The sequence below is a fragment of the Synechococcus sp. H55.9 genome (assembly GCF_047462355.1).
GTDB lineage: Bacteria > Cyanobacteriota > Cyanobacteriia > Thermostichales > Thermostichaceae > Thermostichus.
Map to the genome: position 1 here is coordinate 1 of NZ_JANSJB010000020.1, position 23,722 is coordinate 23,722.

A 23,722-nucleotide genomic window follows, 5' to 3' on the forward strand; every position below is an offset into this window, starting at 1 on the left:
ATTGTGGGTTTGGGCAATCCCGGCCCACAATATGCCGATACCCGCCACAATTGCGGCTTTATGGTGCTGGATCGGCTGGCGCAGCGCTGGGGGATCCCGTTGGTTTTGGAAAAGCGGTTCCAAGGCAGCTACGGAGAAGGTTTTGTTCTGGGGGGCAAGCGGCGCCTGCTCAAGCCGGAGACCTACATGAACCGTTCCGGCCAAGCGGTGCGGGCAGTGCTGGACTGGTACAAACTGGATCCCGCCGCGGTGTTGGTGGTGTACGACGATATGGACTTGCCCCTGGGTCGCCTGCGACTGCGGGGATCCGGCTCTGCCGGCGGACACAACGGCATGAAGTCCATCATTCAGCACGTGGGGAGCGAGGCGTTGCCGCGGCTACGCTTGGGGGTGGGCAAACCCAAGGGCAGCGAAGATGTGATTGGCCATGTGTTGGGTGGATTTGCCCCTGCAGAACAAGAGGTGCTGGAGCAGGTGTTGGATACGGCGGTAGAGGCGGTGGAGTGCTGTTTGCAAGAGGGGCTGATGACGGCCATGAACCGGTTTAATCCCCTAGATCTGTCTGGGCCAACGTCCGAGCGAGATGGACAAAATCCTCCCCTGGGCCCAAGCAGGACTTTTCGTGAGGAGCGGGCGACCTCAAAGTGCGAAGGTTAAAAAGTGGCTCCCCTCGATTGCCGGTTTTGAGGGAGTGTGGTCTTGTCTGGCAAGAGAGCGGGCAATTCTGTCGGGAAAGCGATACTCCAGATAAGTGTTAATTATCTGGAGTATCTACAGATGGAACCGGGCCTAGTTCCAGGCTGCTCCGCTCGACAGAGATGGGCCTGAGCAGAACAAAGTGCCGATGTAAGCGTTGCAAGCGGATCCCGATGAGGGTTAGCCTTTGTAACAGTCTTCTGGCCAAGCGATGCTGCTCGTGCCAGCCCAAGACGAAAACAAGACCCAAAGCAGTCCACCTGAGGTTGAGATCTTGCTGTTGAATTGCCCGGATCCCATGTTGCTTGCCGTCGAAGCTGCTGCTCCCGTGGACGCCAATCTTGCCCCTCTGATCCTGGTAGCGGTGCTGATGTCTCTGGTGGTCATCTACCTGGCCAGCCGCGTTGCCGGAGAAATTGCCGTTCGCCTGAGTTTTCCCCCCGTGCTGGGAGAGTTGCTGGGGGGCGTCATGGTGGGAGCCTCTGCCCTGGGGTTGCTCGTCTTCCCAGAGGGGCCAGTTTCCGGCCAAGAGCTGCATACCTTGGCTCAATCCTCAGCCCTGATGCAATTTTTGCAAACCACTGCCGGCCTCGACGAGGGATCCCTGGTGCCGGTGTTCTCCGCCCAAAGCCAGATCATCGACACCCTCTCGGAAATCGGGGTGGTGATCCTCTTGTTTGAAATTGGCCTCGAATCGGATCTGGCCGAGCTGTTGCGAGTCGGCCCCCAGGCCGCAGCCGTAGCCGTCATCGGTGTTGCTGTGCCCTTCCTGGCGGGAACACTGGGCTTGCTCTACCTGTTTCATGTGCCCACCATCCCCGCGGTATTTGCCGGGGCCGCCCTCACAGCAACCAGCATTGGTATTACCGCCCGCGTCTTGGCCGAGCTGCAAAAACTCACCTCCCCCGAAGGGCAGGTGATCATCGGCGCTGCCGTCCTGGACGACGTGTTGGGCATCATCATCTTGGCCGTGGTGGCGGGCTTGGCCAAAACCGGGGAGGTTGACCTAGCCGATATCGGCCTCATCATCGTCAGCGCCATCGTCTTTCTGGTCGGCTCCATTGTTTTGGGGCGCCTCCTCAGCCCCTACTTTGTAGCCCTCCTTAACAACCTAAGAACCCGCGGCAACCCGCTTTTGCCCGCCCTTGTGCTGGCTTTTCTGTTGGCCTACGTGGGCCAGGTGATCCACCTGGAGGCCATCTTGGGCGCTTTTGCCGCCGGCCTCATTCTGGCCGAAACCGAGAAACGGCAAGAGCTGGAAGAGCAGATCAAACCCGTCTCTGACCTGCTGGTGCCCATCTTCTTCGTCTGCGTCGGGGCCCGAACCAAACTCGGCGTGCTCAACCCCACCCTCCCCGCCAACCGCGAGGGTCTGATCATTGCCGTCTTCTTGATTGGCGTTGCGATTGTGGGCAAGCTGGCCGCCGGCCTGGGGGCGTTCGGCAAGCCGGGCATCAACCGCTATGCCATTGGCGTGGGCATGATCCCGCGCGGCGAGGTGGGCCTGGTGTTTGCCGGCGTGGGATCCACCAGCGGCGTTCTCTCCGATGCCCTGGACGTCAGCATCATCGTCATGGTGATCGCCACCACCTTTATCGCCCCCCTCTGGCTGCGGGGAGTCTTGCCCGGGGCAGCAGACTCTCCTCCTTCCCTTCTGGATCTGCAGGCAGAAGCATCAGAGCAAGACCGCGTCGAAACCCCATCAGCGCGCTCAGACTCAGAGCAGGTGGGCATTCCTGAGGGTTAAATCACCTCGGCTTTCTCCCCAAACGCCCCCAGAGCGTCTGGAACAGCAGCCGCAACGGGTTGCGACGGCGGGAGCCCACGTGTTCAACCTTCTCCGTCCTCTCCTCTTGGGGCAAAATCACCTGCAGCGAGGGCGGCTCAAACCGCTGCATCGTTGTGGAGCGCCGATCCACCACCTCCGTCTTCACGCTGCGAAAGCTCACCGACTGGAGATATCGCTGAAAATCTTCGTCCGACAACCGGCGAATGCAATACTGCATCCGCACCTGATCCCCCAACTGGATCTGATCCCCGTCCTTGAGATCCCAGCTCAAACATTGCTGCCCGTTTACCGAGATGCCATTGGTGCTGCGCTTGCCTTCGATATTGCCGTCCAACAGCCGGTAGGTGTACTGGCCGTCTTTTTGGGGTAGCCGCAGCAGCAGCGCATGTTGCCGAGAAACAGCCGCCGAATGGATGACAATGGCGTTGCCGGGATCCCTGCCGATGGAGTAAGTGGCCGCGCTGAGGGCCACCGCCCGCCGTCCCTGCTCATCATCGATGACCAGCACGTGCCAAACCTGGGATGGGAAAGACTTTGCGTCGGTAGACATTGTCTGGGGTCTGCTTTGCCAGAGAAAGGCTCGGCAAGAGAGGGCCTTTCCCCCATAATGATAGGGTAGGGTTTCCCCACCGGTAAGGATTGTTAACAGCAACCATGACTGCAACTCCATCTCTTCTCCAAGACCTGCCCCCCATCTACCCCGGCGTTGCCGTGCGGGTCATCAATCCCAACGACACCTACTACCTCTTTGAAGGACAAGTGCAGCGGGTTACCGACGACCACGCCGCCGTTCTCTTTGAAGGCGGCAACTGGGATAAATTGGTCACCTTCCGCCTCACAGAACTGGAAGTGATCGACAAATCCCGCCCCTAGCTCTGTTCTTTTTCCGATCCCCCCAGAACCCACCCATGCGCAGCCATTGGCAGGAACCTTTCCTCTGGATCCACGCCGCCGGGATCCTTGCCTTCCCCCTGTGGGTGGGGCTGACCTTGATCGGGCTGGCCACGGGGGATCCCCTCCTCCCGGTGGGGGTGGAGCAAGCTTGGGTAGCTGTGGTGGGCATTGCGCCGGTCTTTGCCATGCAGTGGCGCAAACCGTTCGACATCTTCAGCCTGTTGGTGGCCTCTGTTCCCCCAGAGGAACTCACCCCCGACCAACGCCGCATCTTGGCTGCCTTCCTCAGCCCCGAACACAAGATCTTGACGCTGTTGGCGGCAATCCTGATGCTGGAAATCGGTGAGCGCCTTTACGACTTTGCCCCCCTCTTTGCCTCCCTCACCCCTGGCAACGGCACCCGCTTAGCCGGCCTGGCCGTAGCCGCCTTTGGATTTTGGGGGGCCAACCTGTTCTTGCAGATCCCCCTTGCCGCCATACGGGTGCTCCTCCTCAGCGAGCCGGAGCTGGCCCAACTGGATCCCATCCCTGCTGAGGAGATCGAGAGCCGCTTCTCCGTCGTCGGCGATCGCCACATCCCGCTGCTGCAACGGCTGCTGCGCCACCTCTCTGAAGGCGACTTGAAAAAACCAGGAGACAAGGTTAAAGGCAGTCAAGGCAATGAAGTGGCAGGAGACCCACGACCCGAATCCCAGAAACGGGATCCCTCCGCAGAAGTTGCCCTGCCGGCCCCTGAAACTCCCCTCGATCCCACCTAAGGGTTGTGGCTCGATGTTAGATTGGAGTCAATCCAGACAACACACTGTGAAACCGAACCATCGGCATTCCCCTGATCTTCGAGGCTACCGCACCGGCAATGGCGAGCAACTTTTCCTTCCGCTTCAAACAGTTCACCCAACGCCTCAGAGAAACCACCCAACTTCCCCAGTTTTTCACCGAGCAAGCCACCAGCGAAACCCAAAACCTCGCGCGGGAGTTGGCTTTGGTTGGGGAATACGCCACCCAGCTCAGCCAGGTGGTGATGGAGGTGGACTTCCTCAACCAGCTCTACACCCGTCTTTTGCATGAGCGGGAAGTTTTGCAGCAGGAAAAAGACAACCTGGAAGCACGGGTCTTTGAGTTGCAGCAGGAGCGCAACGAGACAGAGCCGCAAGTGATGTACTTGCGAGAGCAGCTGAGCCAAGCCAGCTTTCAACTGGAACAAACCCAAAACCGCGAGCGCAGCCTCAGCGAGCGGGAACGGCAACTGTCGGAGATCGTGGCCCAACTGGAGCGCCGGCGGGCTGTGCTCAACCAGGCCATCGAAAACCTCACCAACCAAGAGGCCGACTACACCGTTCGTACCAAAGAGCTGGAGGCGGTTGTCCACGAAAACGAAAAGAAAGCCAAGCAGTATCTAGAAGCCGCCAACCACTATCGCGCCTACCTAGAAGAGCTCAATGCTCAGGTGCAAGAAACGCAAGCCAAGCTGAGAAACCTCGGTGTCGAACCCAAGCCTGCCGACCTGCCGCGGCTTGAGGATATGGAAAAGCCGACTCCCATCCCCACACCGCCGCCCTCCACTCCCATCGTCTACCCACCACCCCAACAGTCTCCTCTCCCCCAGTCGGGTGGCTACTGGCAGGACAGCCCCTTCGAGGACGATCCCTGGAGCTAGCCCAACAGCACCTGTAAGCCAGCTCTGCGGCAAAGCTCAGTGCCCTCTGCCCTGACCCGCCTTGGGGAGAGCTGAGGGGAGCGCTTACCCTGGAAGAAATCCATTGAAAGGGATCCACAAAAAGATCCTCAAGATTCCTGCAGAGATCCCGACCCCTGACGTTCAATCCATGCGTTTCTTGTCCAGCCAAGCCTATGGAACCGACCATGCCGGATTTACAAGCCCTCAGCCAATGGGATCGGCAGTTCTGCCGCTTTGCCGAGCAGCAACAGCTCCTCAAGCCCAAACAACTGGCCTTGGCCCTGAAGATCCAGCGGCAGCAGCACGGCCCCCTGGCTTTGATCCTCTGGCAGTTGGGGTTCGTGGGCCTGCAACACTTGGCCCAGTTCTGGGAGAGAGTATCTAGCGGCGCCGAGCTGCTCCGAGATGAGGCCCTCGGCTGAGAAAAGGGGCAAGAGCCCCAAGGTTCTGCGCTATCCCTCTGTGTCCCTGGAAGAAGCTGGAATCCACAGGCATAGGTCTTGCCCTGCAATCAAGTCGATTCTTCCGGCAGCAGACCTTTGGGATCCTCTGGCGGCGGCAGATGCGCCAGATCCACAGTCGCTCCCCCCAACAGCCGGGCTTGGATCCCTTTGAGGACGACATACAGCACCGGCACCACCAGCAGGCTGAGTAGGGTTGAGACGAACATACCGCCGATAACAGCCGTGCCCAGAGATTGGCGGCTGGCAGCCCCGGCGCCACTGGCCACCGCCAGCGGGAAAATGCCCAGGATCGTGCTCAAAGCCGTCATGAGGATGGCGCGGAAACGCGTCTCCGCCGCCTGGATCGCGGCCTTGGCCAGTGGGATCCCTTGGGCAACCAGTTGGTTGGCAAACTCCACGATCAAGATCGAGTTCTTGCTGGCCAGACCGATCAACATCACCAGCCCCACTTGGCAAAAGATGTCGTTGGCCAGGCCCCGCAGCAGTTGGGCCGAGAGCGCCCCCAAAACCGCCAGCGGCACCGCCAGCAGAATGATCAAGGGATCCACATAGCTCTCAAATTGGGCCGCCAGCACCAGGAAGACGAACACCGACCCCAAAGCAAAGATCAGCGGCGCCTGCCCCCCCGACTCGATCTCTTCTAAGGACAGGCCCGACCACTCGAAGCCAAACCCCTGGGGCAGCAAGCGGGCAGCCAGACTTTCCATAGCCCGAATGGCCTGGCCCGAGCTGAAGCCCGGCAGCGGGCTGCCCTGGATCTCCGCCGAGCGGAAGAGGTTGAAATGATTGATGAGCGCCGGGCCGGTGGTCTCCTCCACCTGAACCAACGTGCTCAAGGGCAAGAGCTGCCCCTGCCCACCGCGCACGTAGAACTGGCCAATACGTTCGGGGCTGCTCCGGAAAGCCTGGTCCGCCTGGACGTAGACCCGGTAATTGCGGTTGAACAGGTCAAAGTCGTTGACATAGGTGCCTCCCAGCAGCGTCTGTAGCGTGCCGAAGACCTCGGCCAGCGGGATCCCCAGCACCTGCGCTATGTCCCGATCCACCTTGACCTGCAACCGGGGGGAGTTGGCGTTGAAGGTGGGCGGATTAATCCGCACGCCCAGGGGGGGCTGGCCCGGCGGGGGCGGCGAGTTGCCCACAAAGAAAAAGGCGTTGGCCGTCTGCTGCAGCAGGTTGAAATCGTTCACCCCCCGATCCTGGAGTTGGAAGGTAAACCCGCCCGTGTTTCCCAGATCGGGAATGGCTGGCGGCAAAATCGGGATCACCAACGAGCGGCTGATCCCGCCCAAAAAGGGCCCGAACAGCCGGTTGACAATCGCCTGCGCCGATTGTTCCGGTCGCCGCCGCTTGTCCCAGGGCTTGAGGGTGGCGAAGATCAACCCGTTCCCCGGCGAGGGCCCAGTAAAGCTGAACCCCCCCACGATCACCTGGTTTTCGATTTCCGGGATCCCGTCCAAAATGGCGCTGGCCTGCCGGATGACCCGGTCGGTGTAGTTGAGCGAAACCCCCGGCGGCCCCTGCACAATGGTGATGAAAAAGCCCTGATCCTCATCCGGCACAAACCCCGTTGGCACGATCTGGAACAGCCAATAGGTGAGGCCCAGACAGGCGACAAACCCCGCCACCACCACCAGCCGCAGCTTCACCACCAGCTCCAGCAGCCGGCGATAGGCGGCGCGGATCCCTTCCACCGCCCGGTCAAACCAGCGCAACAGCCAAAACATCTGCTCAGAACGTGGGCGGATCAGCAGCGCCGACAACGCCGGGGCCAGGGTAATGGCATTAAACGTAGACAGGGAAACCGATACGGCAATGGTGACGGCAAACTGCTGGTAGATGCGGCCACTGGTGCCGGGAAAGAACGCGATCGGCACAAACAAGCCCAGCAGCACCAGCGTCGTGGCAATCACCGCCCCCAGCACCTCGTTCATCCCCGCCGAGGCCCCCTGCAGAGGCCGCATGCCGCGGTCGCGGATGTAGCGGGAGATGTTCTCCACCACCACGATGGTGTCGTCCACCACCAAACCGGTGGCCAAAGTGAGGCCAAACATGGTCAGGGTGTTGATGGAAAAGCCGAATAGGCGCACAAAGGCGAACGTCCCCAGCAGCGCCACCGGGATCGTGACGGTAGGGATAAGGGTGATGCGCCAATCTTGCAAAAAGATAAACAGCACCAGCACCACCAGGACGATAGCCTGGAGCAGGGTGAAGATCACCTCTTGTACCGACTCGGTGATGAACAGCGTGGCGTCGAAGGCGATCTCGTAGATCAAGCCGGGCGGGAAATTTTTCGCCAGCTCGGCCAACGTCTGCCGCACCTGCCGCGACACCTCGAGGGCGTTGGCATCCGGCTGCTTGGTGATGGCGATCCCCACCGCCTCCTGGCCGCCGATGCGGAAGAACGTATCGTAACTTCGGGCTCCCAGCTCCACCCGGCCCACGTCGGCAATGCGCACCAAGCCGCCATTTGGGCTGGCTTTGAGGACAATTTGGGCAAACTCCTCCGGCTGGGAAAGCCGACCCGTGGCCTGGACGCTGATCTGAAACTCCTGATCCGGCAGGCTGGGCTGGCTGCCGATTTGGCCGGCAGGCACCTGGATATTCTGCTGGCGCACCGCGTTCACCACATCCAGCGCCGTCAGCCCGTAGCCGGCCAGCCGCGTCGGATCCAGCCAGATGCGCATGGCATAGGTGCGCTCCCCAAAGACGATGACATCGCTAACGCCACGGATGCGCCGCAGGGCATCCCGCACGAACAGCTCGGCGTAGTTGCTCACAAACAGCTCGTCGTATTCCCCCGCCTCTGAGCGCAGCGCCACCACCTGCACAAAAGCGCTATCGCCCGCCTTTTCCACGCTGAGGCCGTTTTGAATCACTTCTGCCGGCAGCCGCGCCTGCACGCGTGCCACCCGGTTCTGCACATCCACAGCTGCTGTGTCCAGATCCCGATCCGGGCTGAAGGTGACGGTGATCTGGCTGGTGCCGTTGCTGCTGCTGACCGAGGAGATGTACCGGATGCCCTCGACGCCGTTGATCTCCTGCTCCAGCACATTCGTCACCGCCGTCTCCACCGTCTCGGCATCGGCCCCGGGGTAAACAGCGGTCACCGTCACTGCCGGCGGCGCCACCTGCGGGTAGTAGTCCACCGGCAACAGGGGGATGCTCACTGCTCCCACCAGCACGATTAGGATGGAGCAGACGCTGGCAAAGACAGGGCGGCGAATGAAAAAGTCAACAAACATAGACAGGGATCCGCATGAGGAGTAGAAGGGAGTGGCCGAGCTCAAGAGGGGAGATCTAGGGCGGGGATCCAGGTGGTCTCCCTCCTCCTTGCCTCCTCTGCTGCAAAAGCACCTCATCGACGATGGGGGCGCCATCGCGGATTTTTTGCAGGCCGCTCAGCACAATCGGCTCATTGGCCTGCAGCCCCTCCAGCACCTCGTAGCTGTTGCCGTGGATGGATCCCAGCCGCACCGGCTTTTGCACCGCCACCGCTCCAGGGGGCTGGCCCTCTTCTGCAGGATCTGCAGTCTGCACCGTGTAGACAAAGGTTTGGGCGCCCAGACGGGCTACCGCCGTCACCGGCACCAACAAAGCTGGCCGCTCCTCCCAGACGATGCGGGTTCGCACAAACTGGGCGTTACGCAACTGGCCGGCGGGGTTCTCCAGCAAGGCCTTGGCCAGGACCGACTGCGTGCCGGGATCCGCTTCAGGCGCAATGAAAGAGACTTGGCTGGTGCCGATGACCTCGCCGCCGCTATCTAGGATCTGCACCGGCGTGCCGATGCGCAGGCGGGGGGCCTGCTGCAGCGGGATGTTCAGGTTCAGCTCCAGCGCCTGGGTTTGGGTCAGGGTGGTCAAAACCGTCTGGGGTGTCACATAATCCCCCTGCCGCACCAACACCTCGCCGACAATGCCGGCAAAGGGAGCCGTGACCTGGAAAAACTGCAGTTGCACCTGCTGCCGCTCCGCCTCGGCCCGGGCCCGCTCCACCTCTCGCTCTGCCCGCAAGATGGCCGCCTCTTGGGCCCGGATCTGCTCCTGCTGGGCCGCCAAGGCTGCCTCCGCCTGGCGCAGATCGCGGCTGGACTGATCCGCTTGCGCCTGGCTAATAGCCCCCTCGGCCAAGAGGCGCAGGTTGCGCTCGTGCTGCTCCTGGGCGAACTCTGCCGCCGCCTCCAGCCGCAGCCGCTCCGCCCGCAACTGGCTGAGCACGGCTCGGCTGCTCTCCAGGTTGGCCTGGGCCGCCGCGATCCCCGCCGTTTGGCCGGCCACCGCCGCCTGTTGCTGCCGGCTGTCGATCGCAAACAGGGGCGCCCCGGCAGAGACCTGGGATCCCAGCCGCACGAACACCTGGGTTACCTGGCCGCTCACCTGGGGCCGGATGCTTGCCACCTGCTGGGATCCGAGGCTGGCGATGAACTCCGCAGTCTCCTGAATGGGCCGTTCTTCCACGGCGCCGATGGCCACCGGGGTGGGCTGGCTTTGTCCACTTCCTCGGCCTTCCATGCCGCGAGGGGGCCCCCCCGCTCGACAGGCAGCCAGCAGCAAAGAAAAACACAACAGCGGCAGAGCTGTTCGCAATCGCCTCATGATTACAACTGCTCCCACAACAGAGGCATCCCCTCTCTGCATTGGCTCAACTAACCAAGGTAATGAGCCTGTGCCTTCCTGCACCTGTGCAAAAGCGCTTGCCATCCTTCCCAATCCAGAACTAAGGTGTATGCTTAGCCAAAAGCCCAGCTTAGCGTCCAGAGCCCCAGCTCGCCGGACAACGGCCATCTTTGGCCAGACGGTTCCAAACTTGTTGCGCAAGCATCGGATCTTTTGTTACCTGACGCGAAGGCAAGTCGCTGCAGTTGAGGAAGTTGATATGAGGACTGTAGCCGTAACCTGGTTTCGCCCGCTGCAGCTCGACTGTCGTCCTCAGCACTGGCTGTGGAGCTGCCTCGGAGCAGCAGCCATCACAGCCTTCACGGCGGTTGCTGCTTGGGCGCGGCCAGTATTGGAAGTGCGCATGACCATGGGCTTGCCCATCAGCCCCAACTATTGGTACCTGGTGGCCCTCAGCCGGGCCGGCAGCCCTGGCCCCACTGCCAACCTGGTGGATCCCAATGTCCGCGTCGGGCCCAATGAGTATGCCTTTGTCCAGAACTGGGACTACCTCATCCGGGTTACCCCCCTCAACGAAGAATCGGTCTTGCAGTCCACCATCCAGCGGTTTGGCGAGCCGGAGCGGGAGTTTGCCGTCGGCTTTAACCAGGTGCGGGCAGAGCGCCTCAGCCGCGACCGCGACACCCTCCGCTTCCAGATCGACATCTCCGAGCTCCAGGGCCTGGACGGGCGGGATCAGGATATCCAGGTGGCGCTGCTCACCGCCCGTGCCCCCTTCCGCGTTGCTCCTGAAGAAACCAACCTGGCCATTGACGCCACCCGTGGCGAGCTGCCCCACTACTACCGCCTCAGCCTCTCCAACCAGCGGCAGGTGGTTGTGGACGATCCCCAGCGGCAAGAGACAGTGCGCCGCAGCCGAGAATTGATCCAACAAAGTGGCTCTGGGGCTGCCCTCACCCGCGACCTCATCGAGGGGGGAGCTTTGGAGATTTTGGCCGCCAACATTCTTACCTTTGAGCTGCGCCTGGTGGACCGCTAGGGATCCTCTCCCCTGCATGCCCAAGATTGCCGCCATTTCAAATCCCTTCTTTGGCAAGAGAAGCTGGGCTGGGATCCAACATCACAAACAGAAACGACTCCAGCCCTGCCAGGTAGGTGAGCACCTGCTCCTGGGCCGCTTCCTGGTCGATCCGATGGGCTTGGGCCGCCTGCTCGACCAAGCTAGCCACCGCCACTGGCCCCTGCAACAGGGATCCCAGCCAGGCCATCTGGGGGGCTGGTATGGTCAGGCGCCCACGGCTGGCCCCCGGCCAGTTCATGGCAAACTCCAGCTTCTTGTCGTGGGCCTGGGCAAAGTTGTGGCGAAACTCGGCGTTGTCCATCAGGATGGGGTTGAGCTGCACCCTGCCCTCCAGCCAGTCGGCGTCGCTCCAGGGCAAGACCAGGGAAGAGCCGGGGTGCTCCGCCCAAAAGTCGATTAGGCGGTGGTTGGGGTAGATTAGCTCGTAGAAGTGGTTTTGCTCGGCAGGGGAAAGCTTGTCCAGCTCCGCCTGCAGCCAAGCCGGCATGGCCCTGTCTTTGAAGAGCAGCGTCGGATCCCAGTCGGCGTAGTCCACTAGGCAAACCAAGCCCAGCTCCGCCTCTTGAAGCATGCGCAGGAGATCCGGGAGCAAAAACCCTTTGTCGCCGGGTAAGAGGTAGTTGGCGCGGATGTTGGTGTCGTCGCTGTAGATCTGGGGATCCCAGTGCAGGGCAGCGCGTAGCTCGTCAGAGGCCAGGCTGGCCATGAACTCCCGCACCCGCCGGCAGGCTTCGGGGGTGGGCAGCTCAAACAGGCCCAGCAGCCGGAACGCCTCCTGCAGGCGGAAGATCACCTGCCGCTGGTAGGCGTGGTGCAGGTTGGCCCGCAAGATCCCGTCCGGCTTGAGCACCCGCTTAAGCGCCTTCAAGCCCGCCACGGGATCCTCAAGCAGATAGAGCACGTCGTTGAGGCTGATGAAGTCAAACCGCTGCCCCAGTTGTTCAATCTCCAACAGGTTGAGGGCATGCAGCTCCACCTCCCCAAAGCCGTGGTAGCGCAGGCGCCGCTCCGTTGCCTGCACCGACGCCGGCGAGAGGTCGCAGGCCACCAGCCGCGCCCCTGGGTTGGCCTCCGCCAAGATCAAGGTCTCCCAGCCGGAGCCACAGCCGACGTTGAGGATGGCGATCCCCTCGCTGGGCAGGATGGCGCGGGTACGGGCGTATTGGGCCGTCGTCCAGCTCAGGCGGTACAGACTACCGATGGCGCTGCGGCCCGACGCCTCAACAGGTACGTTGGGATAGGGCAGTTCCTCGTAGAGTTGCCGCAAAGACTCGGTTGTGCTGCCGGCCATGGGATCCACTCCAGGAAGCTGCTCCCTATGCTACTGCCTCAGGAACGCCGCAATAGCGTCGGCAATGGCCTCATTGCCCTTGCGATCCAGCTCCTCCGACGCCTGGGGTGGGTGAGGGGGATCCCGCAAGAAGTCCCAGGATCCCGCAAAGAACTCTTCCGGCGAGAGGATACGATGCCAGCCGTAGCGCCGCAATCCCTCCACCAAGAGGGGCGACTCGGCAAAGCTGGAACGGTTGACACAGGCCATGGGGATCCCACAGCGCAGCGCCTCCGCTAGGGTGCCATAGCCCGGCTTGGACACCACCCAGCGGCAGAGGGGCATGACATCCACCGGGCGCCACCTCTGCCCGTCCAAAACCTGCAGGTTGGGCAAAGGGGGAGCCTTGGGGTCGAAGGTGAGAAACTGCCAGTCGGGAAAATCCAAAAGCCGCTCATAGGGCAAGCCCTGCAGCCCTAGCCCGCCAAAGGTCAACAAAACCGTGGGCCGCTCCCGCTCCAGCCCTAGGCGCTGGGCCACCTCCTCAGCCAAGTAGCGGGGATCCGACCCCGTCAACCCCACGGGTTCCTGGTGGGGAAAGGCGCCCATAGGCTCAGCAAAGGGCAGGCGAAACAGCCGCTGGCAGCGCCCGTACAGCTCGCGGATCCAGCTTACAAAGGGCTGAAACTGGGGGCCGTACTCTTGATAGATAAAGTCCCAGCCGAAGTTGCTGGCCATCCAGCAGGGGATCCCGGCGGCCTCGGCAATGGCGGCGGCAATGGGGGGCACATCCCCTAGCAGCAACGGCACCCCCTGGCTGCGGATGAACTCCGCCTCTTCTCGGATGAGGTCGGCAGACCCCCCTTGGAACGCCCGCAGGGCCGCTAACGTCGCCGGCAGATCCGCCTGCAGCCCATCCGGCTGCACCACCCCCACGTCCAAAGCGCGGGGCCGATGCAGAAACTCCCCTTCCCCGTAGCGCTCCAGCAGCCAAGCGGGAGCCGGCGTCACCCAAATGGGCAGGATCTGCGGCTCCCGCCGCCGCAAAGTGTTCACCACCGCCGTCAGCCGGGTGACGTGCCCAAACCCATGGGCCGTTGCCGCCACATAGAGAGGAACTGGATTCACCGCCATAGCCTTAGGAAAGCACAGGCTGAGACTTTTCCCGCCGGGATCCCCAGAGGTTGCTGGCCAAGATGAGGCCCAGGCCCAGCAGCGATCCTGGCGCGATCGGCTCCTGCAACAGCACCGCGATCAACCCCAGCGACAGGAATGGCGTGACATAGACCCAATTGGCCAGGGATCCGCGCTCGTCCGCCAGCTCCAGCGCCCGCAGCCAGAACACAAAAGTCAGGCCCATCTCCGCCAAGCCGATGTAGGCCGCCCAGCCCAGCCCTGCTAGAGTCCACCTCAGCTCCTGCAACGGCAATAGCGCCAGGCAATAGCCGCTGCCGAAGACAAACCCCAGGAACAACTTCAGCACGGCATCCCGTCCATCCCGCACATTGAGCAGCCAGTAGAGGGCCCAAATAGCGGCGCTGCCCACCGCCAGTCCCACTCCCCAGGGATCCTCCACTTGCAGGGTGCCCCAGGAGCCCCCCGTGGCCACCAGCACCACCCCCACCAGGCTCGTTCCCAAAGCCAGCAGCAGCCGCCCGCGCAGGCGCTCCCCCAACAGCGGCACCGCCAAGAGAGCCAGCAGCAGCGGCCAGGTGTAATTTAAAGCCAGTGCCGCCTGGGCCGAGAGGCGATCATAGGCTTGGAAGAGCACCCCGTAGTAGCCAAACGGGTTGAGCAGCCCCTGCAGCGCCGACAGGCCAATTTGGGATCCCTTCTGTTGGGCAATAAGAGGCGCCCGCCCTGTTACCACCAGAACCATCCCCAAGATTAGGCAGGAGCTACACGCCGAAAAAATCAGCAAGACCGTCGGTGAGAGGTGCTGCAACCCGAACTTAAAGGCGCTGGCCGCTGTGGCCCAGCCCAAGATAGCCGCCGCCAGGTAGGCGCGGGCCCGCCAGGGATCCCTGCGCATCAAAAGCTGTCCAGATCCCTGTCTTCTGCCTTTGGCCTCGCTCCGGTGGGAAGGCCCAGCCGTGGCGCCACCACCCAGACGTAGAGCAGGTAGCCCAGACCCGCCACCACCGCCCACTTGAGAACAGTGGTGAAAACCCGGAAGACCAGCCCCACCAGCAAGATACAGCCCAAAATGGCCAAAACCGTCAGCAGTGGACGCCCCCACTCAGCCCAAGTGCGAACGGCATTTTTCCCCTGAGACGAGCTCAGCGCCCCAGAGGCCGCAGCCGCCTGCTCCAGTTCGCGCTCAAGCTGTTTTAGCCGTTCTTGTTCTGAGAAAGAAAGATCCGACATAGGGAGCAGTCTCCAGAATACAGGGCCATCTCCATCTTACGAGCTGCTCCCCAAAAGCAGGGCAAGCTAGGCCCGCGCCGACGGGATCTCTTGGGCCATGGCGCGGAACAGATCTAGAGCTGGGCCAGGGCGACGGTTAGGACGCGGAGCCGGGATCTCGTTGGGCACAAAGGGCCTTTCGACCACCACTTTGGGCTTGGCAGGTGCAGCCGTTGCCGCAGAGTTAGAGGAAGTTGCCGACTGGCTTGGAGCGGATTGTCCAGGCGCCGAGCGAAAAGGCCCGGTTACAAAATCCACCAGACCGCCGAAGAGAATGCCAAAGAAGGAAAAAAGACCGCCGAACAGCTTTTTGAGAATGCCCATTTTGCCGATGTCGTAACGTTCTGCAACTGGCCACTCATTATTGTTAAGAACGGGCAGCTTGGCTATAGGTAGATATGCTTTTTTCAACCTCAGGGATCCCCCACCGGTCTGCCTGTGGCATCGAAGCGCCGCAGCGGTAGGGCCAGCTCCAGCTCCTGCAGCTCCAGGGGTTCCGAGATGGGCCGGCTGCGCCCCAGCTCAAAGCCATCGGCTGCCGCCGGGTTCACTGCGTAGCCGATATCTGCCATCGCTCCCACCGTAAGGATGCTTAAGGGATTGGGCACCCCCCGGTCGAGGCGGGTGGTCATCAGCTCCCGACCCAAGACGCTCTCCCGCCAGTGGGAATCGCGGGATCCCTCCCCAAACTGGTTCTCTAAGGGAACAGAAGGGGCATTCCCCCCCAACGTGGTAAAAGCGGCAACCGCCCGCGGGCCAATAAAGTGGGGGTCATAGCCCGGCGGCGTCGGCTGATCCCGCCCCACCAAGCCCACCGTCAGCCCCTTGGGATCCCAGACGCTGGGCAAAAAGCCAAGCGCATGGCCCAACTCGTGCAAAGCAGTAATGGGCAGGTCACCCCGCTCTTCCAAAGCCGAGAGGTTTTGGCTGTTGAACACAACCACAGAGTAGAAAGGCAGGCCATTGGAGGCCCGCACAAAACAGGGAGCTGCTCCCCCCAAAATCCGCTCGTTGCCCAGGTCTCTTGCCCGCACCTCCACTAGCAGATCGTCAATGGGGAAATTGAGCGACGTGCTGGGAAACCCTGCAGCGCACTCGTCGGCCCGGATGTTGGTGGGCCGCAGATCCGGCTGATCCCCGACGATGATCTCCTGCCACCTCAAGGCCGCGCTGCGGACAATGGCTTGCTGGCTGGGAGTGAGGCTGTTGTCGGGAAAACGAACGTCAATCGCGAACTGGGGAACAGAGGTAGCCGTCGGCGAAGGGAAAACAGTCGGGGTAGGGGTGAGAACGACAGTTGGAGTAGAGGTGGGAATGACGGTTGTGGGAGCGGGAATGACACTTACCGAAGAGGAACCACCACTTCCCCCGCAAGCCTTGAGCGCCAGTACCAGAAGCACAGCCACCAGGAATCCGAACAGACCCCCTACTCTGCCCAGAAGCTGCCGTCGTCTTGAAAAAACCTGCACACCACCCCCAAACTCGAAAAGCTCTCCGAGTCAAGTGGATCATACCGGCTGCGACCCGCCTCCCAAGAATGATCTGCATCACACTGTGCCGGCCAACTTCAGGACGAGATGGGCGGCCTAATTCTTCGGGTTAGAATCCTTTATTCTAGGGAGTCAGAAGAACTTTCCTCTATGCCCCAGCCTGCGGCCAAAACGTCCACTGCCGCCTGCAACGCCCGGTTATCCCCCAAAAGTTCCGCGGGATCCGACCGCGGCTCCACCAGGGGGACCAAGCGCAAGATGCGGCTGTCCTGAACCAAGTCAATAACCACGCCCGCTCGCTCCTTACCCAGGTCAGCAAGCTCCTCCGCCGCAGCAGGATCCCGCAGACAGGCGTAGTCAAAGCTATTCACATTCAGGTAAAGGCTGCCATTTACCACCAGCGTGGCGGCGGTGGGATCCTGAAAAACATCCATCACGCAGCCTTCCCCCTGCTTGCGTACCGTGCCATCCACGATGTCGAAGTAACGGACACGTCCCAAATCGGATAGCAGCCGGTAAATATCCCGCTTATTTACCAAAGTTCCCGTATCCACAATACAGGGGGCACAAGGATGAGTATCTGTCATAGGGCAGTCGGTCTCGAAAGGTCAATGGGCGAAGAACAGGCCAAAGGAAGGCAAAATCAATAGTATCTACAGACCCTCTAGAAAAACACCAGTCCTCGGCAATTTTAGGCACGGCTGTGGCTGACCGGCAACTGAGGATCCTACTTGACAAAAACTTTAACCAACCAAAAAGGAAAGGTAATTTGCCTTGCTCTGCAAAGTTGTTGAGTTACCGAAACTACAGGATCGCTTTCTCCCTTCTGGCCACCCAGCCCTGAGACCGTTAGACCGCTTTCTGGGAAAGCTCGTTCACAACTCCTATTGACTCTATCACAGCCTTCCCGAAAAGATCACAGGCCGCCGCTCAGTCACAATCTACAGGCAAGGGCGACAGAAGCCAATGGATGTTCCGCCAGCCGAGATTGCCTGCATATTGTGGGAGAATGAGTGGCTGGGAAGCTTTAGGCACTAGATATCGTAGATAACATCTGCAAAATCAGGGCTGGCAAAAAAAAGGCCGAGGCCAAGCCCCGACCGAGGAATCCATGTTGTTAAGCTCATCCTCAAGGACGAGAAGGGCTGCTGTCAAAAGACGGCCTGTCTTCCCCGAGTTCAACCGCCGGCGAAAGCGGTGCAGATCCACGCCTGAGTATGATCAAGACTGCCCCTGTCTTTATCTGCTGTCACGGCTCCTGTGCTGACCACCGCCTCTTCTCCCGACCTCCTGACACTTTCGCCAGTCCGTAGCCTGCGCGGCCAAATCAAGGTTCCAGGCGATAAGTCCATCTCCCACCGCGCCCTGATGCTGGGATCCCTGGCGGAAGGGGAAACCGTCATTCACGGGCTGCTGCTGGGGGAGGATCCTCGCAGTACGGCGGCCTGTTTTCGGGCGCTAGGGGCTGGGATCCCCGAGCTCAACAGCGAGTGCGTCCGCATTCAAGGGGTGGGCTTGGATCGCCTGCAGGAGCCGACAGATGTCTTAGACGCCGGCAATTCCGGCACCACCCTGCGCCTGATGCTAGGGATTCTGGCCGGCCAGCGGGGGCGCTTTTTTGCTGTCACTGGGGATCGCTCCCTGCGCTCACGGCCCATGGGGCGGGTGGTGGAGCCGCTGCGGCAGATGGGAGCCAACATCTGGGGGCGGGCGGGGGGCACCTTGGCTCCTTTAGCGGTGCAGGGGGGATCCCTGCAGGGAATTCACTACCACTCGCCGGTGGCCTCGGCCCAGGTGAAGTCCTGTCTGTTGCTGGCGGGCCTTTTGGCAGAAGGCACCACGCAAGTTACAGAGCCGGCCCTCTCCCGCGACCACTCGGAGCGGATGCTGCGGGCCTTTGGCGCCCAGATCCACGTCGATGTCGAGGCGAAAACCGTGGCTGTGGTGGGAGGATCCCGCCTGGTGGGCCAGACGGTGCAGGTACCGGGGGACATCAGCTCAGCAGCCTTTTGGCTGGTGGCCGCCTCGATTGTGCCGGAGAGCGAGTTGCTGCTGCAGGATGTGGGCCTCAACCCCAGCCGCACCGGCGTGCTGCAGGTGTTGCAGGAGATGGGGGCCGATATTCAAGTGGAGAACCGGCGAGAGATGGCGGGTGAACCCCTGGGGGATCTGCGGGTGCGCTCGGCTCGCTTGCGGGGCTGCAGCATTGGTGGCGATCTCATTCCCACGCTAATCGACGAGATCCCGGTTTTGGCGGTGGCGGCAGCTTTTGCCGAGGGGACTACGGTCATTCGCGATGCGGCGGAATTGCGGGTTAAAGAGAGCGACCGCTTGGCGGCCATCGCCCAGGAACTCAGCCGGATGGGGGCCCAGGTCACCGAGTATCCCGACGGCCTGGAAATCAAAGGCGGGATCCCGTTGCAAGGGGCCGAGGTGGACAGCCACGCCGATCACCGCATCGCCATGAGCCTGATGGTGGCCGCCCTGGCCGCCCAGGGATCCACCACCCTTCGAGGGGCCGACTGTGCCCGCATCTCCTACCCCGACTTCATCCCCACCCTGCAGCGGCTGATCAACCCTTCGTCCGCGTCCTAGCCAGCCAAGAGCCAACTTTTGCCGATGTCAGACCAGCCCATCGCCATCGAACACCTCTGCTTCCGGGTTCCTCCCGGCGGCCAGATGGCCTTCATTCAGGAAGACGAGCGGATCTGGGGGCCTGCCCTGCGACAACAGCCGGGCTTTTTGGGCAAAGAAGTCTGGCTGGACCAAGAGGATCCCGAACTTGTTCACCTCATCCTCCGCTGGGCCAGCCGTGCTGCCTGGAAAGCCTTCTCCCCCGACCAAGTGGAGAGGTTGGATCGGCAGATGCGGCCTTTTTATGTACGCCTGGAGCAGGCCAAAGAATACCAGCTCTGGCAGCCCGACCTATTGGGAGAAGGACAAGCCTGATTAGGGGATCCTTTGGCTCTCAAAGCCCACTTCGGGTTCCATTGAGTCGGCTCTAGCGGATGCCGCCGCCCGCTCTTGTTCCACCAACTCCCGCAGGCTGGGCATGGCCAGGGCCCCTTCGCGCCGTTGCAGCCCGGCCTCAAAAGTTTCCGGGGTCACGATCCCACCGGAGATGAGCATCTTGAAAGCGTCCTCTACCGGCATGAACACCTCCACCACCTGGTCTTCCGGCACGATGGCGTACCAGCCCGTCGTTGGGTTAGGGGTGGTGGGCACGAACAGGCTGAGGGAGCGCTGCGGCCCATCCGGCCGGATTGGGGTTTGAATGGTGCCGGTTACAAAGGCCAGCGCCCAAGCCCCAGGCCGGGGATATTCCACCAGCACCACCCGCCGAAAGCGCTGATTGTTGGGGGCAAACAAAACGCTGACCAATTGCTTCAGGGTCTTGTAGACCAACCCCGCCACCGGGATGGCGTGGAGCAACTGCTCGCTCAGGTTGAGCAGCCACTGGCCGACAATGTTGCGGGCCATGAAGCCGATCAGCAGGATGAACACAACCGGCGTCAACAAGCCCACCGCCAGATCGATGAGGTTGATCAAAATGGGGTGCAGCCCCTGGATGGGATTAAACTGCTTGGGAATGCTGGTCAAAAAGCCGATGCTCCAGGTGGCCACCTCCACCGTTAGCCAAATCGTGGTTGCCAGAGGGATCACCACCAGCAAACCCGCCACGAAATAGTTCTTAAGATGCTGTTTCCATTGAGAAACCATGGTGAGGTCGTTCCATCAAGTCAAATGAGTGGACGCACCGAGCCGACGTAAGTGAAGCTTGCAGATGGCAATCATCATACCTGCCTTCTGCCTTGCCCCTATGGGGGCAGCTACAACTTGCTCGGACCCAACAACCGGGCTGCCAGAAAGTGCAGAGCCCCGAACTTTCATGAGGCCGATAATGCTATCTTAGGTCGATATAAAATTTTGTAAAGCGGGGAGCCTGTCCCGAGGCGCTGTGGCCAAGCCCTGGGATAGTTCTGCCGGATGTCGTGTGGGAGGCCCCATGTCCGAGTCAGATTGGTTAGAGCACACCTGTCAGGTGGAGGTGCCTGTTCCCATCGAGCAGGTGTGGGAGCTGTGGGCCAACCTTGCCCTCATGCCGCGCTGGATGAAGTGGATCCGCTCAGTGGAACTGCTGGATCACGAGCTATCGCGGTGGACGCTGGATACGCGCGGCCTCACCTTCAGTTGGATCTCCCGCACCCACACGGTGGTGAAACACCAGCACATCGGCTGGCAATCGGTGGAAGGCTTGCCCAATCGCGGGGCACTGCGCTTTTACGACCGCAAGGGCAGTACCATTGTTAAGCTGTCGGTGGCCTACAAGATCCCGGGGATCCTGGGCAAGATCTTGGATGGCCTGTTTGTGGGCAAAGTTGTGGAGAGCACCATCCAGGCGGACTTGGAGCGCTTCAAAGCCTATGCCCTAGAGCAGGCGGGAGCGAGCGCCAGCAATACTCCGGCCAGCTAGCCCTGGCCAGGTTTGTTCTCCGTTTTGCGACGACCCCTTGATTCCTTGTTAACTCTCGCTGCTGCCAAGGTCTGAATCTATGTCCGATCCCCCTCCTGAGCCTGTCATCGCCCTTTCTCATCAACCGGTGGACAACCGCAACATTCGCTTCTCCCTGGAGCGGGGCGATCTGGATCTGGAGCAGCTCCTGCTGTTGTTGAACCGCAACGCCTTTTGGGCCCAGAATCGCCGGCGGGAAGAGATGGAGCGGGCCATCGCCCACAGCCACCCGGTGGTCAGCGCCTGGGACGGGGAGCGCCTGATCGGCTTTGGCCGCGCCACCTCTGATGGGGTTTACCGGGCTGTCCTCTGGGACATTGTGGTTGATCACGACTACCGCCGCCAGGGCATCGGGCGCAAGCTGGTGGAAACCCTGATCAGCCATCCCCACCTGCAGTCGGTGGAGCGCATCTACCTGTTTACCACCCATCAGCGCGGCTTTTACGAGCGAATTGGTTTTGTGGAAAATCCCAGCACCACTCTGGTGTTACACGGGCGTCCGCTGGGGTTTTTGATCCCGGCTGCCGAACAGGAGCAGGTCTGACCAACAGGGAGCCTCAGGGCAAGAAGAGGCGTGGGTGAGTGTATCTTGAACAACAGTGGGTTGGCTCGGCCTCGGGAAGAGAACGCGCTAGCCTGAAGCAAAAAGGGTGAGAAGGTGTACCTATGGCCAATCGCCTCGCCACGTGTTCCAGCCTTTACCTGCGCAAGCACGCCGAGAACCCGGTGGATTGGTGGCCTTGGATCCCGGAGGCTCTGGAGAAAGCCCGGGCCGAGGACAAGCCGATTTTTCTGTCCATCGGCTATTCCAGTTGCCACTGGTGCACAGTCATGGAGGGGGAGGCTTTCTCCAACCCGGAGATCGCCGCCTTTCTTAATGCCCATTTTTTGCCCATCAAAGTGGATCGCGAGGAGCGGCCCGATCTGGACAGCATCTACATGCAGGCGCTGCAGCTCATGAGCGGGCAGGGGGGGTGGCCCCTCAATGTCTTCCTCACCCCCGATGATCTGGTGCCGTTTTACGCGGGCACCTATTTCCCGGTGGAACCCCGCTTTGGCCGTCCGGGTTTTTTGACCTTGCTGCAGCGCATCCTCCAGTTTTACCGCCAGGAAAAAGACAAAATCGAGGAGATGAAAGGCCAGATTTTGATGGCCCTGACCACCCTCAGCGACCTGGTGCCGGAAGACCATATTCCCCCTGATCTGTTGCGCTCCGGGATCCCCAAAATCCAGCCTTTGCTGGCCAACGCCGGGGCGGTGCAGCAGTTCCCCATGATGCCCTACGCCCAGTTGGTGTTGCGCTCGGCCCGCTTCGACCCACCGGAAGGGATCCCCGGCTCGCCGACGGCGCTGGAACGGGCTAAGGAGCGGGGCATGGCCTTGGTGTTGGGAGGGATCTTCGACCATGTGGCCGGCGGGTTTCACCGCTACACCGTGGATCCCACCTGGACGGTGCCCCACTTTGAAAAAATGCTCTACGACAACGGGCAGATCTTGGAGTTTCTGTCTGAGCTGTGGGCCCACGGGATCCAGGATCCAGCTATCGAGCGGGCGGTGCGCCTGACGGTGGAATGGGTGGCGCGGGAGATGACTGCCCCTGCCGGGTATTTCTATGCCGCCCAGGATGCCGACAGCTTTGCCCGGGCGGAGGACACGGAGCCGGAGGAGGGCGAGTTCTACGTTTGGCGCTGGCAGGAGCTGCAGGATCTGCTGGATGAAGCAACCTTCCGCGCCCTACAGCAGGCGTTTGACCTGTCGCCCAATTTCCCCGATCGGCCCGGCTGCATCGTCTTGCAGCGCAAACAGGGAGGAGAGCTGCCGCCGGAAGTAGAGACCGCCTTGACCACCCATCTGTTTCGGGCCCGCTACGGCTCCACAGAGCGGAGAACCCCCTTCCCACCCGCGGTAGATGCCCGCTCGGCCCGCCAACGCTCTTGGCCGGGGCGGATCCCACCTGTCACGGACACCAAGATGATCGTCTCTTGGAACGGCCTGATGATCTCTGGACTGGCGCGGGCCTACCAGGTGTTCGGTGACGAGGACTGTCTGCAGTTGGCCCTGCGAGCCGCCCAATTTATCCTCAGCCAGCAGCGCCACCCCCAGACGGGATCCCTGCTGCGCCTGAACTACGACGGCACAGCCCAAGTACCCGCTAAATCGGAAGATTATGCCCTGCTGATCAAAGCCCTATTGGACTTGCACCAAGTCAGCCTGCCGCTGGTGGGGGATCCCACCCCCCAAGATTGGTTGCAGGCTGCCCTCCAGCTCCAGCAGGAGATGGACGCGCAACTGTGGGATCCGGCCAGGGGGGGATACTTTGTCAGCGATGCCCAGAGCACCCCTGAACTGTTGGTGCGGGAGAAGGAGTTTCAGGACAACGCCACCCCTGCAGCCAATGGGGTGGCCATTGCCAACCTGGTGCGCCTAGCCGCCATCACCGGAGATCTGGACTACTTGGAGCGGGCAGAACAGGCCCTGAAAACCTTTGCTCACATCATGAGCACCCAGCCGCGCACCTGCCCCAGTTTGTTTGCTGGGCTGGATTGGTACAGCAATTGGGTGAAAGTCACCCTAGAGGCCGAGCACATCCCTGCTTTTCAGCAGCGCTCTTGGCCCACCACCGTCTTCGCCCTGCCCACGGAAGCGGAGCCGCTGCCAGAAGGGGCGCTAGGCTTGGTGTGCTGGGGCAGCAAATGCCTGGCTCCGGCCAGCTCGCTGGAACAAATCCAGTCGCAGATCGGCAAAGGGCAGAACCGAGCCTACTGACAGCGATTCAGCCTTCTCCAGAACAAGCCGGGATCCCTTCTGCTCTACCCAAACCGCC

The 23,722-nt window shown here is 61.5% G+C and carries 23 protein-coding genes; 12 read left to right on the forward strand and 11 right to left on the reverse strand.

Annotation, left to right across the window (positions count from 1 at the left end; all coding sequences use genetic code 11):
* The coding region (gene pth / locus NW857_RS04475) for an aminoacyl-tRNA hydrolase (RefSeq protein WP_414341722.1) at window positions 1–657 on the forward strand (657 nt) is incomplete at its 5' end.
* 337 nt (window positions 658–994) lie between these two features.
* Entirely contained in the window at window positions 995–2,443 is a 1,449-nt protein-coding gene (locus NW857_RS04480) for a cation:proton antiporter (protein WP_414332577.1), read from the forward strand.
* 1 nt (window position 2,444) lies between these two features.
* Here the strand turns inward: NW857_RS04480 and NW857_RS04485 are convergent, their stop codons facing one another.
* Window positions 2,445–3,035, reverse strand: coding sequence for an FHA domain-containing protein (locus NW857_RS04485; protein WP_414332509.1), 591 nt, complete (start codon window positions 3,033–3,035; stop codon window positions 2,445–2,447).
* A 104-nt stretch (window positions 3,036–3,139) separates the two neighbouring features.
* Between NW857_RS04485 and NW857_RS04490 the strand changes: the two genes are divergently transcribed.
* The 4 genes from NW857_RS04490 to NW857_RS04505 all read left to right on the forward strand — a co-directional run bounded on the left by NW857_RS04490 (window position 3,140) and on the right by NW857_RS04505 (window position 5,479).
* Window positions 3,140–3,358, forward strand: coding sequence for an NAD(P)H dehydrogenase subunit NdhS (locus NW857_RS04490; RefSeq protein ID WP_414332511.1), 219 nt, complete (start codon window positions 3,140–3,142; stop codon window positions 3,356–3,358).
* 35 nt (window positions 3,359–3,393) lie between these two features.
* On the forward strand, window positions 3,394–4,137 hold the full coding sequence (locus NW857_RS04495) for a low-complexity tail membrane protein (protein ID WP_414368070.1): 744 nt from the start codon (window positions 3,394–3,396) through the stop codon (window positions 4,135–4,137).
* A 98-nt stretch (window positions 4,138–4,235) separates the two neighbouring features.
* Complete coding sequence (locus tag NW857_RS04500; RefSeq protein WP_414348174.1) at window positions 4,236–5,036, forward strand: hypothetical protein; 801 nt, start codon at window positions 4,236–4,238, stop codon at window positions 5,034–5,036.
* Between the two features lie 206 nt (window positions 5,037–5,242).
* Entirely contained in the window at window positions 5,243–5,479 is a 237-nt protein-coding gene (locus NW857_RS04505) for a DUF2949 domain-containing protein (RefSeq protein WP_414332517.1), read from the forward strand.
* Window positions 5,480–5,568: 89 nt separating this feature from the next.
* Here NW857_RS04505 and NW857_RS04510 read toward each other — a convergent pair whose 3' ends face one another.
* Window positions 5,569–8,766 carry an efflux RND transporter permease subunit gene (locus NW857_RS04510; protein ID WP_414332519.1) on the reverse strand — a complete coding sequence of 1,066 codons (3,198 nt, stop codon included), beginning with the start codon at window positions 8,764–8,766 and terminating at the stop codon, window positions 5,569–5,571.
* 55 nt (window positions 8,767–8,821) lie between these two features.
* A complete protein-coding gene (locus NW857_RS04515) occupies window positions 8,822–10,117 on the reverse strand; it encodes an efflux RND transporter periplasmic adaptor subunit (protein WP_414368072.1) in 1,296 nt (431 codons plus the stop codon).
* 280 nt (window positions 10,118–10,397) lie between these two features.
* On the opposite strand from NW857_RS04515, the gene NW857_RS04520 reads away from it, so the two are divergent.
* Window positions 10,398–11,177: a hypothetical protein gene (locus NW857_RS04520; RefSeq protein WP_414332523.1), complete on the forward strand. Its 780-nt coding sequence runs from the start codon at window positions 10,398–10,400 to the stop codon at window positions 11,175–11,177.
* A 37-nt stretch (window positions 11,178–11,214) separates the two neighbouring features.
* On the opposite strand, the gene NW857_RS04525 is transcribed toward NW857_RS04520, so the two are convergent.
* From NW857_RS04525 to NW857_RS04555, 7 genes are all read right to left on the reverse strand, one after another.
* Entirely contained in the window at window positions 11,215–12,510 is a 1,296-nt protein-coding gene (locus tag NW857_RS04525; protein WP_414368075.1) for a class I SAM-dependent methyltransferase, read from the reverse strand.
* A gap of 30 nt (window positions 12,511–12,540) precedes the next feature.
* Entirely contained in the window at window positions 12,541–13,623 is a 1,083-nt protein-coding gene (locus tag NW857_RS04530) for a glycosyl transferase (RefSeq protein WP_414368078.1), read from the reverse strand.
* A 4-nt stretch (window positions 13,624–13,627) separates the two neighbouring features.
* The gene (locus tag NW857_RS04535) at window positions 13,628–14,521 is read right to left on the reverse strand and encodes a DMT family transporter (RefSeq protein ID WP_414368080.1); all 894 of its coding nucleotides are present in this window, start codon (window positions 14,519–14,521) and stop codon (window positions 13,628–13,630) included.
* A complete protein-coding gene (locus tag NW857_RS04540; protein WP_414368083.1) occupies window positions 14,521–14,856 on the reverse strand; it encodes a hypothetical protein in 336 nt (111 codons plus the stop codon). The genes NW857_RS04535 and NW857_RS04540 overlap by 1 nt, the downstream gene beginning before the upstream one ends.
* 66 nt (window positions 14,857–14,922) lie before the next feature.
* Complete coding sequence (locus tag NW857_RS04545; protein WP_414332533.1) at window positions 14,923–15,306, reverse strand: hypothetical protein; 384 nt, start codon at window positions 15,304–15,306, stop codon at window positions 14,923–14,925.
* A gap of 2 nt (window positions 15,307–15,308) precedes the next feature.
* Entirely contained in the window at window positions 15,309–16,301 is a 993-nt protein-coding gene (locus NW857_RS04550; protein WP_414368086.1) for a leishmanolysin-related zinc metalloendopeptidase, read from the reverse strand.
* Window positions 16,302–16,504: 203 nt separating this feature from the next.
* Window positions 16,505–16,972, reverse strand: a complete 468-nt coding sequence (locus tag NW857_RS04555; protein WP_414332537.1) for a hypothetical protein — start codon at window positions 16,970–16,972, stop codon at window positions 16,505–16,507.
* Between the two features lie 673 nt (window positions 16,973–17,645).
* Between NW857_RS04555 and aroA the strand changes: the two genes are divergently transcribed.
* Window positions 17,646–18,980 carry a 3-phosphoshikimate 1-carboxyvinyltransferase gene (gene aroA, locus NW857_RS04560; RefSeq protein ID WP_414332539.1) on the forward strand — a complete coding sequence of 445 codons (1,335 nt, stop codon included), beginning with the start codon at window positions 17,646–17,648 and terminating at the stop codon, window positions 18,978–18,980.
* Window positions 18,981–19,004: 24 nt separating this feature from the next.
* A complete protein-coding gene (locus tag NW857_RS04565; RefSeq protein ID WP_414368094.1) occupies window positions 19,005–19,334 on the forward strand; it encodes a TIGR03792 family protein in 330 nt (109 codons plus the stop codon).
* Here the strand turns inward: NW857_RS04565 and NW857_RS04570 are convergent, their stop codons facing one another.
* Window positions 19,335–20,105 carry a DUF502 domain-containing protein gene (locus tag NW857_RS04570; RefSeq protein ID WP_414332543.1) on the reverse strand — a complete coding sequence of 257 codons (771 nt, stop codon included), beginning with the start codon at window positions 20,103–20,105 and terminating at the stop codon, window positions 19,335–19,337.
* Window positions 20,106–20,391: 286 nt separating this feature from the next.
* Between NW857_RS04570 and NW857_RS04575 the strand changes: the two genes are divergently transcribed.
* From NW857_RS04575 to NW857_RS04585, 3 genes are all read left to right on the forward strand, one after another.
* The gene (locus NW857_RS04575) at window positions 20,392–20,859 is read left to right on the forward strand and encodes an SRPBCC family protein (protein WP_414332545.1); all 468 of its coding nucleotides are present in this window, start codon (window positions 20,392–20,394) and stop codon (window positions 20,857–20,859) included.
* 79 nt (window positions 20,860–20,938) lie between these two features.
* A complete protein-coding gene (locus NW857_RS04580) occupies window positions 20,939–21,442 on the forward strand; it encodes a GNAT family N-acetyltransferase (protein WP_414332547.1) in 504 nt (167 codons plus the stop codon).
* Window positions 21,443–21,564: 122 nt separating this feature from the next.
* The gene (locus NW857_RS04585) at window positions 21,565–23,664 is read left to right on the forward strand and encodes a thioredoxin domain-containing protein (protein WP_414337089.1); all 2,100 of its coding nucleotides are present in this window, start codon (window positions 21,565–21,567) and stop codon (window positions 23,662–23,664) included.
* Window positions 23,665–23,722: the final 58 nt, after the last annotated feature.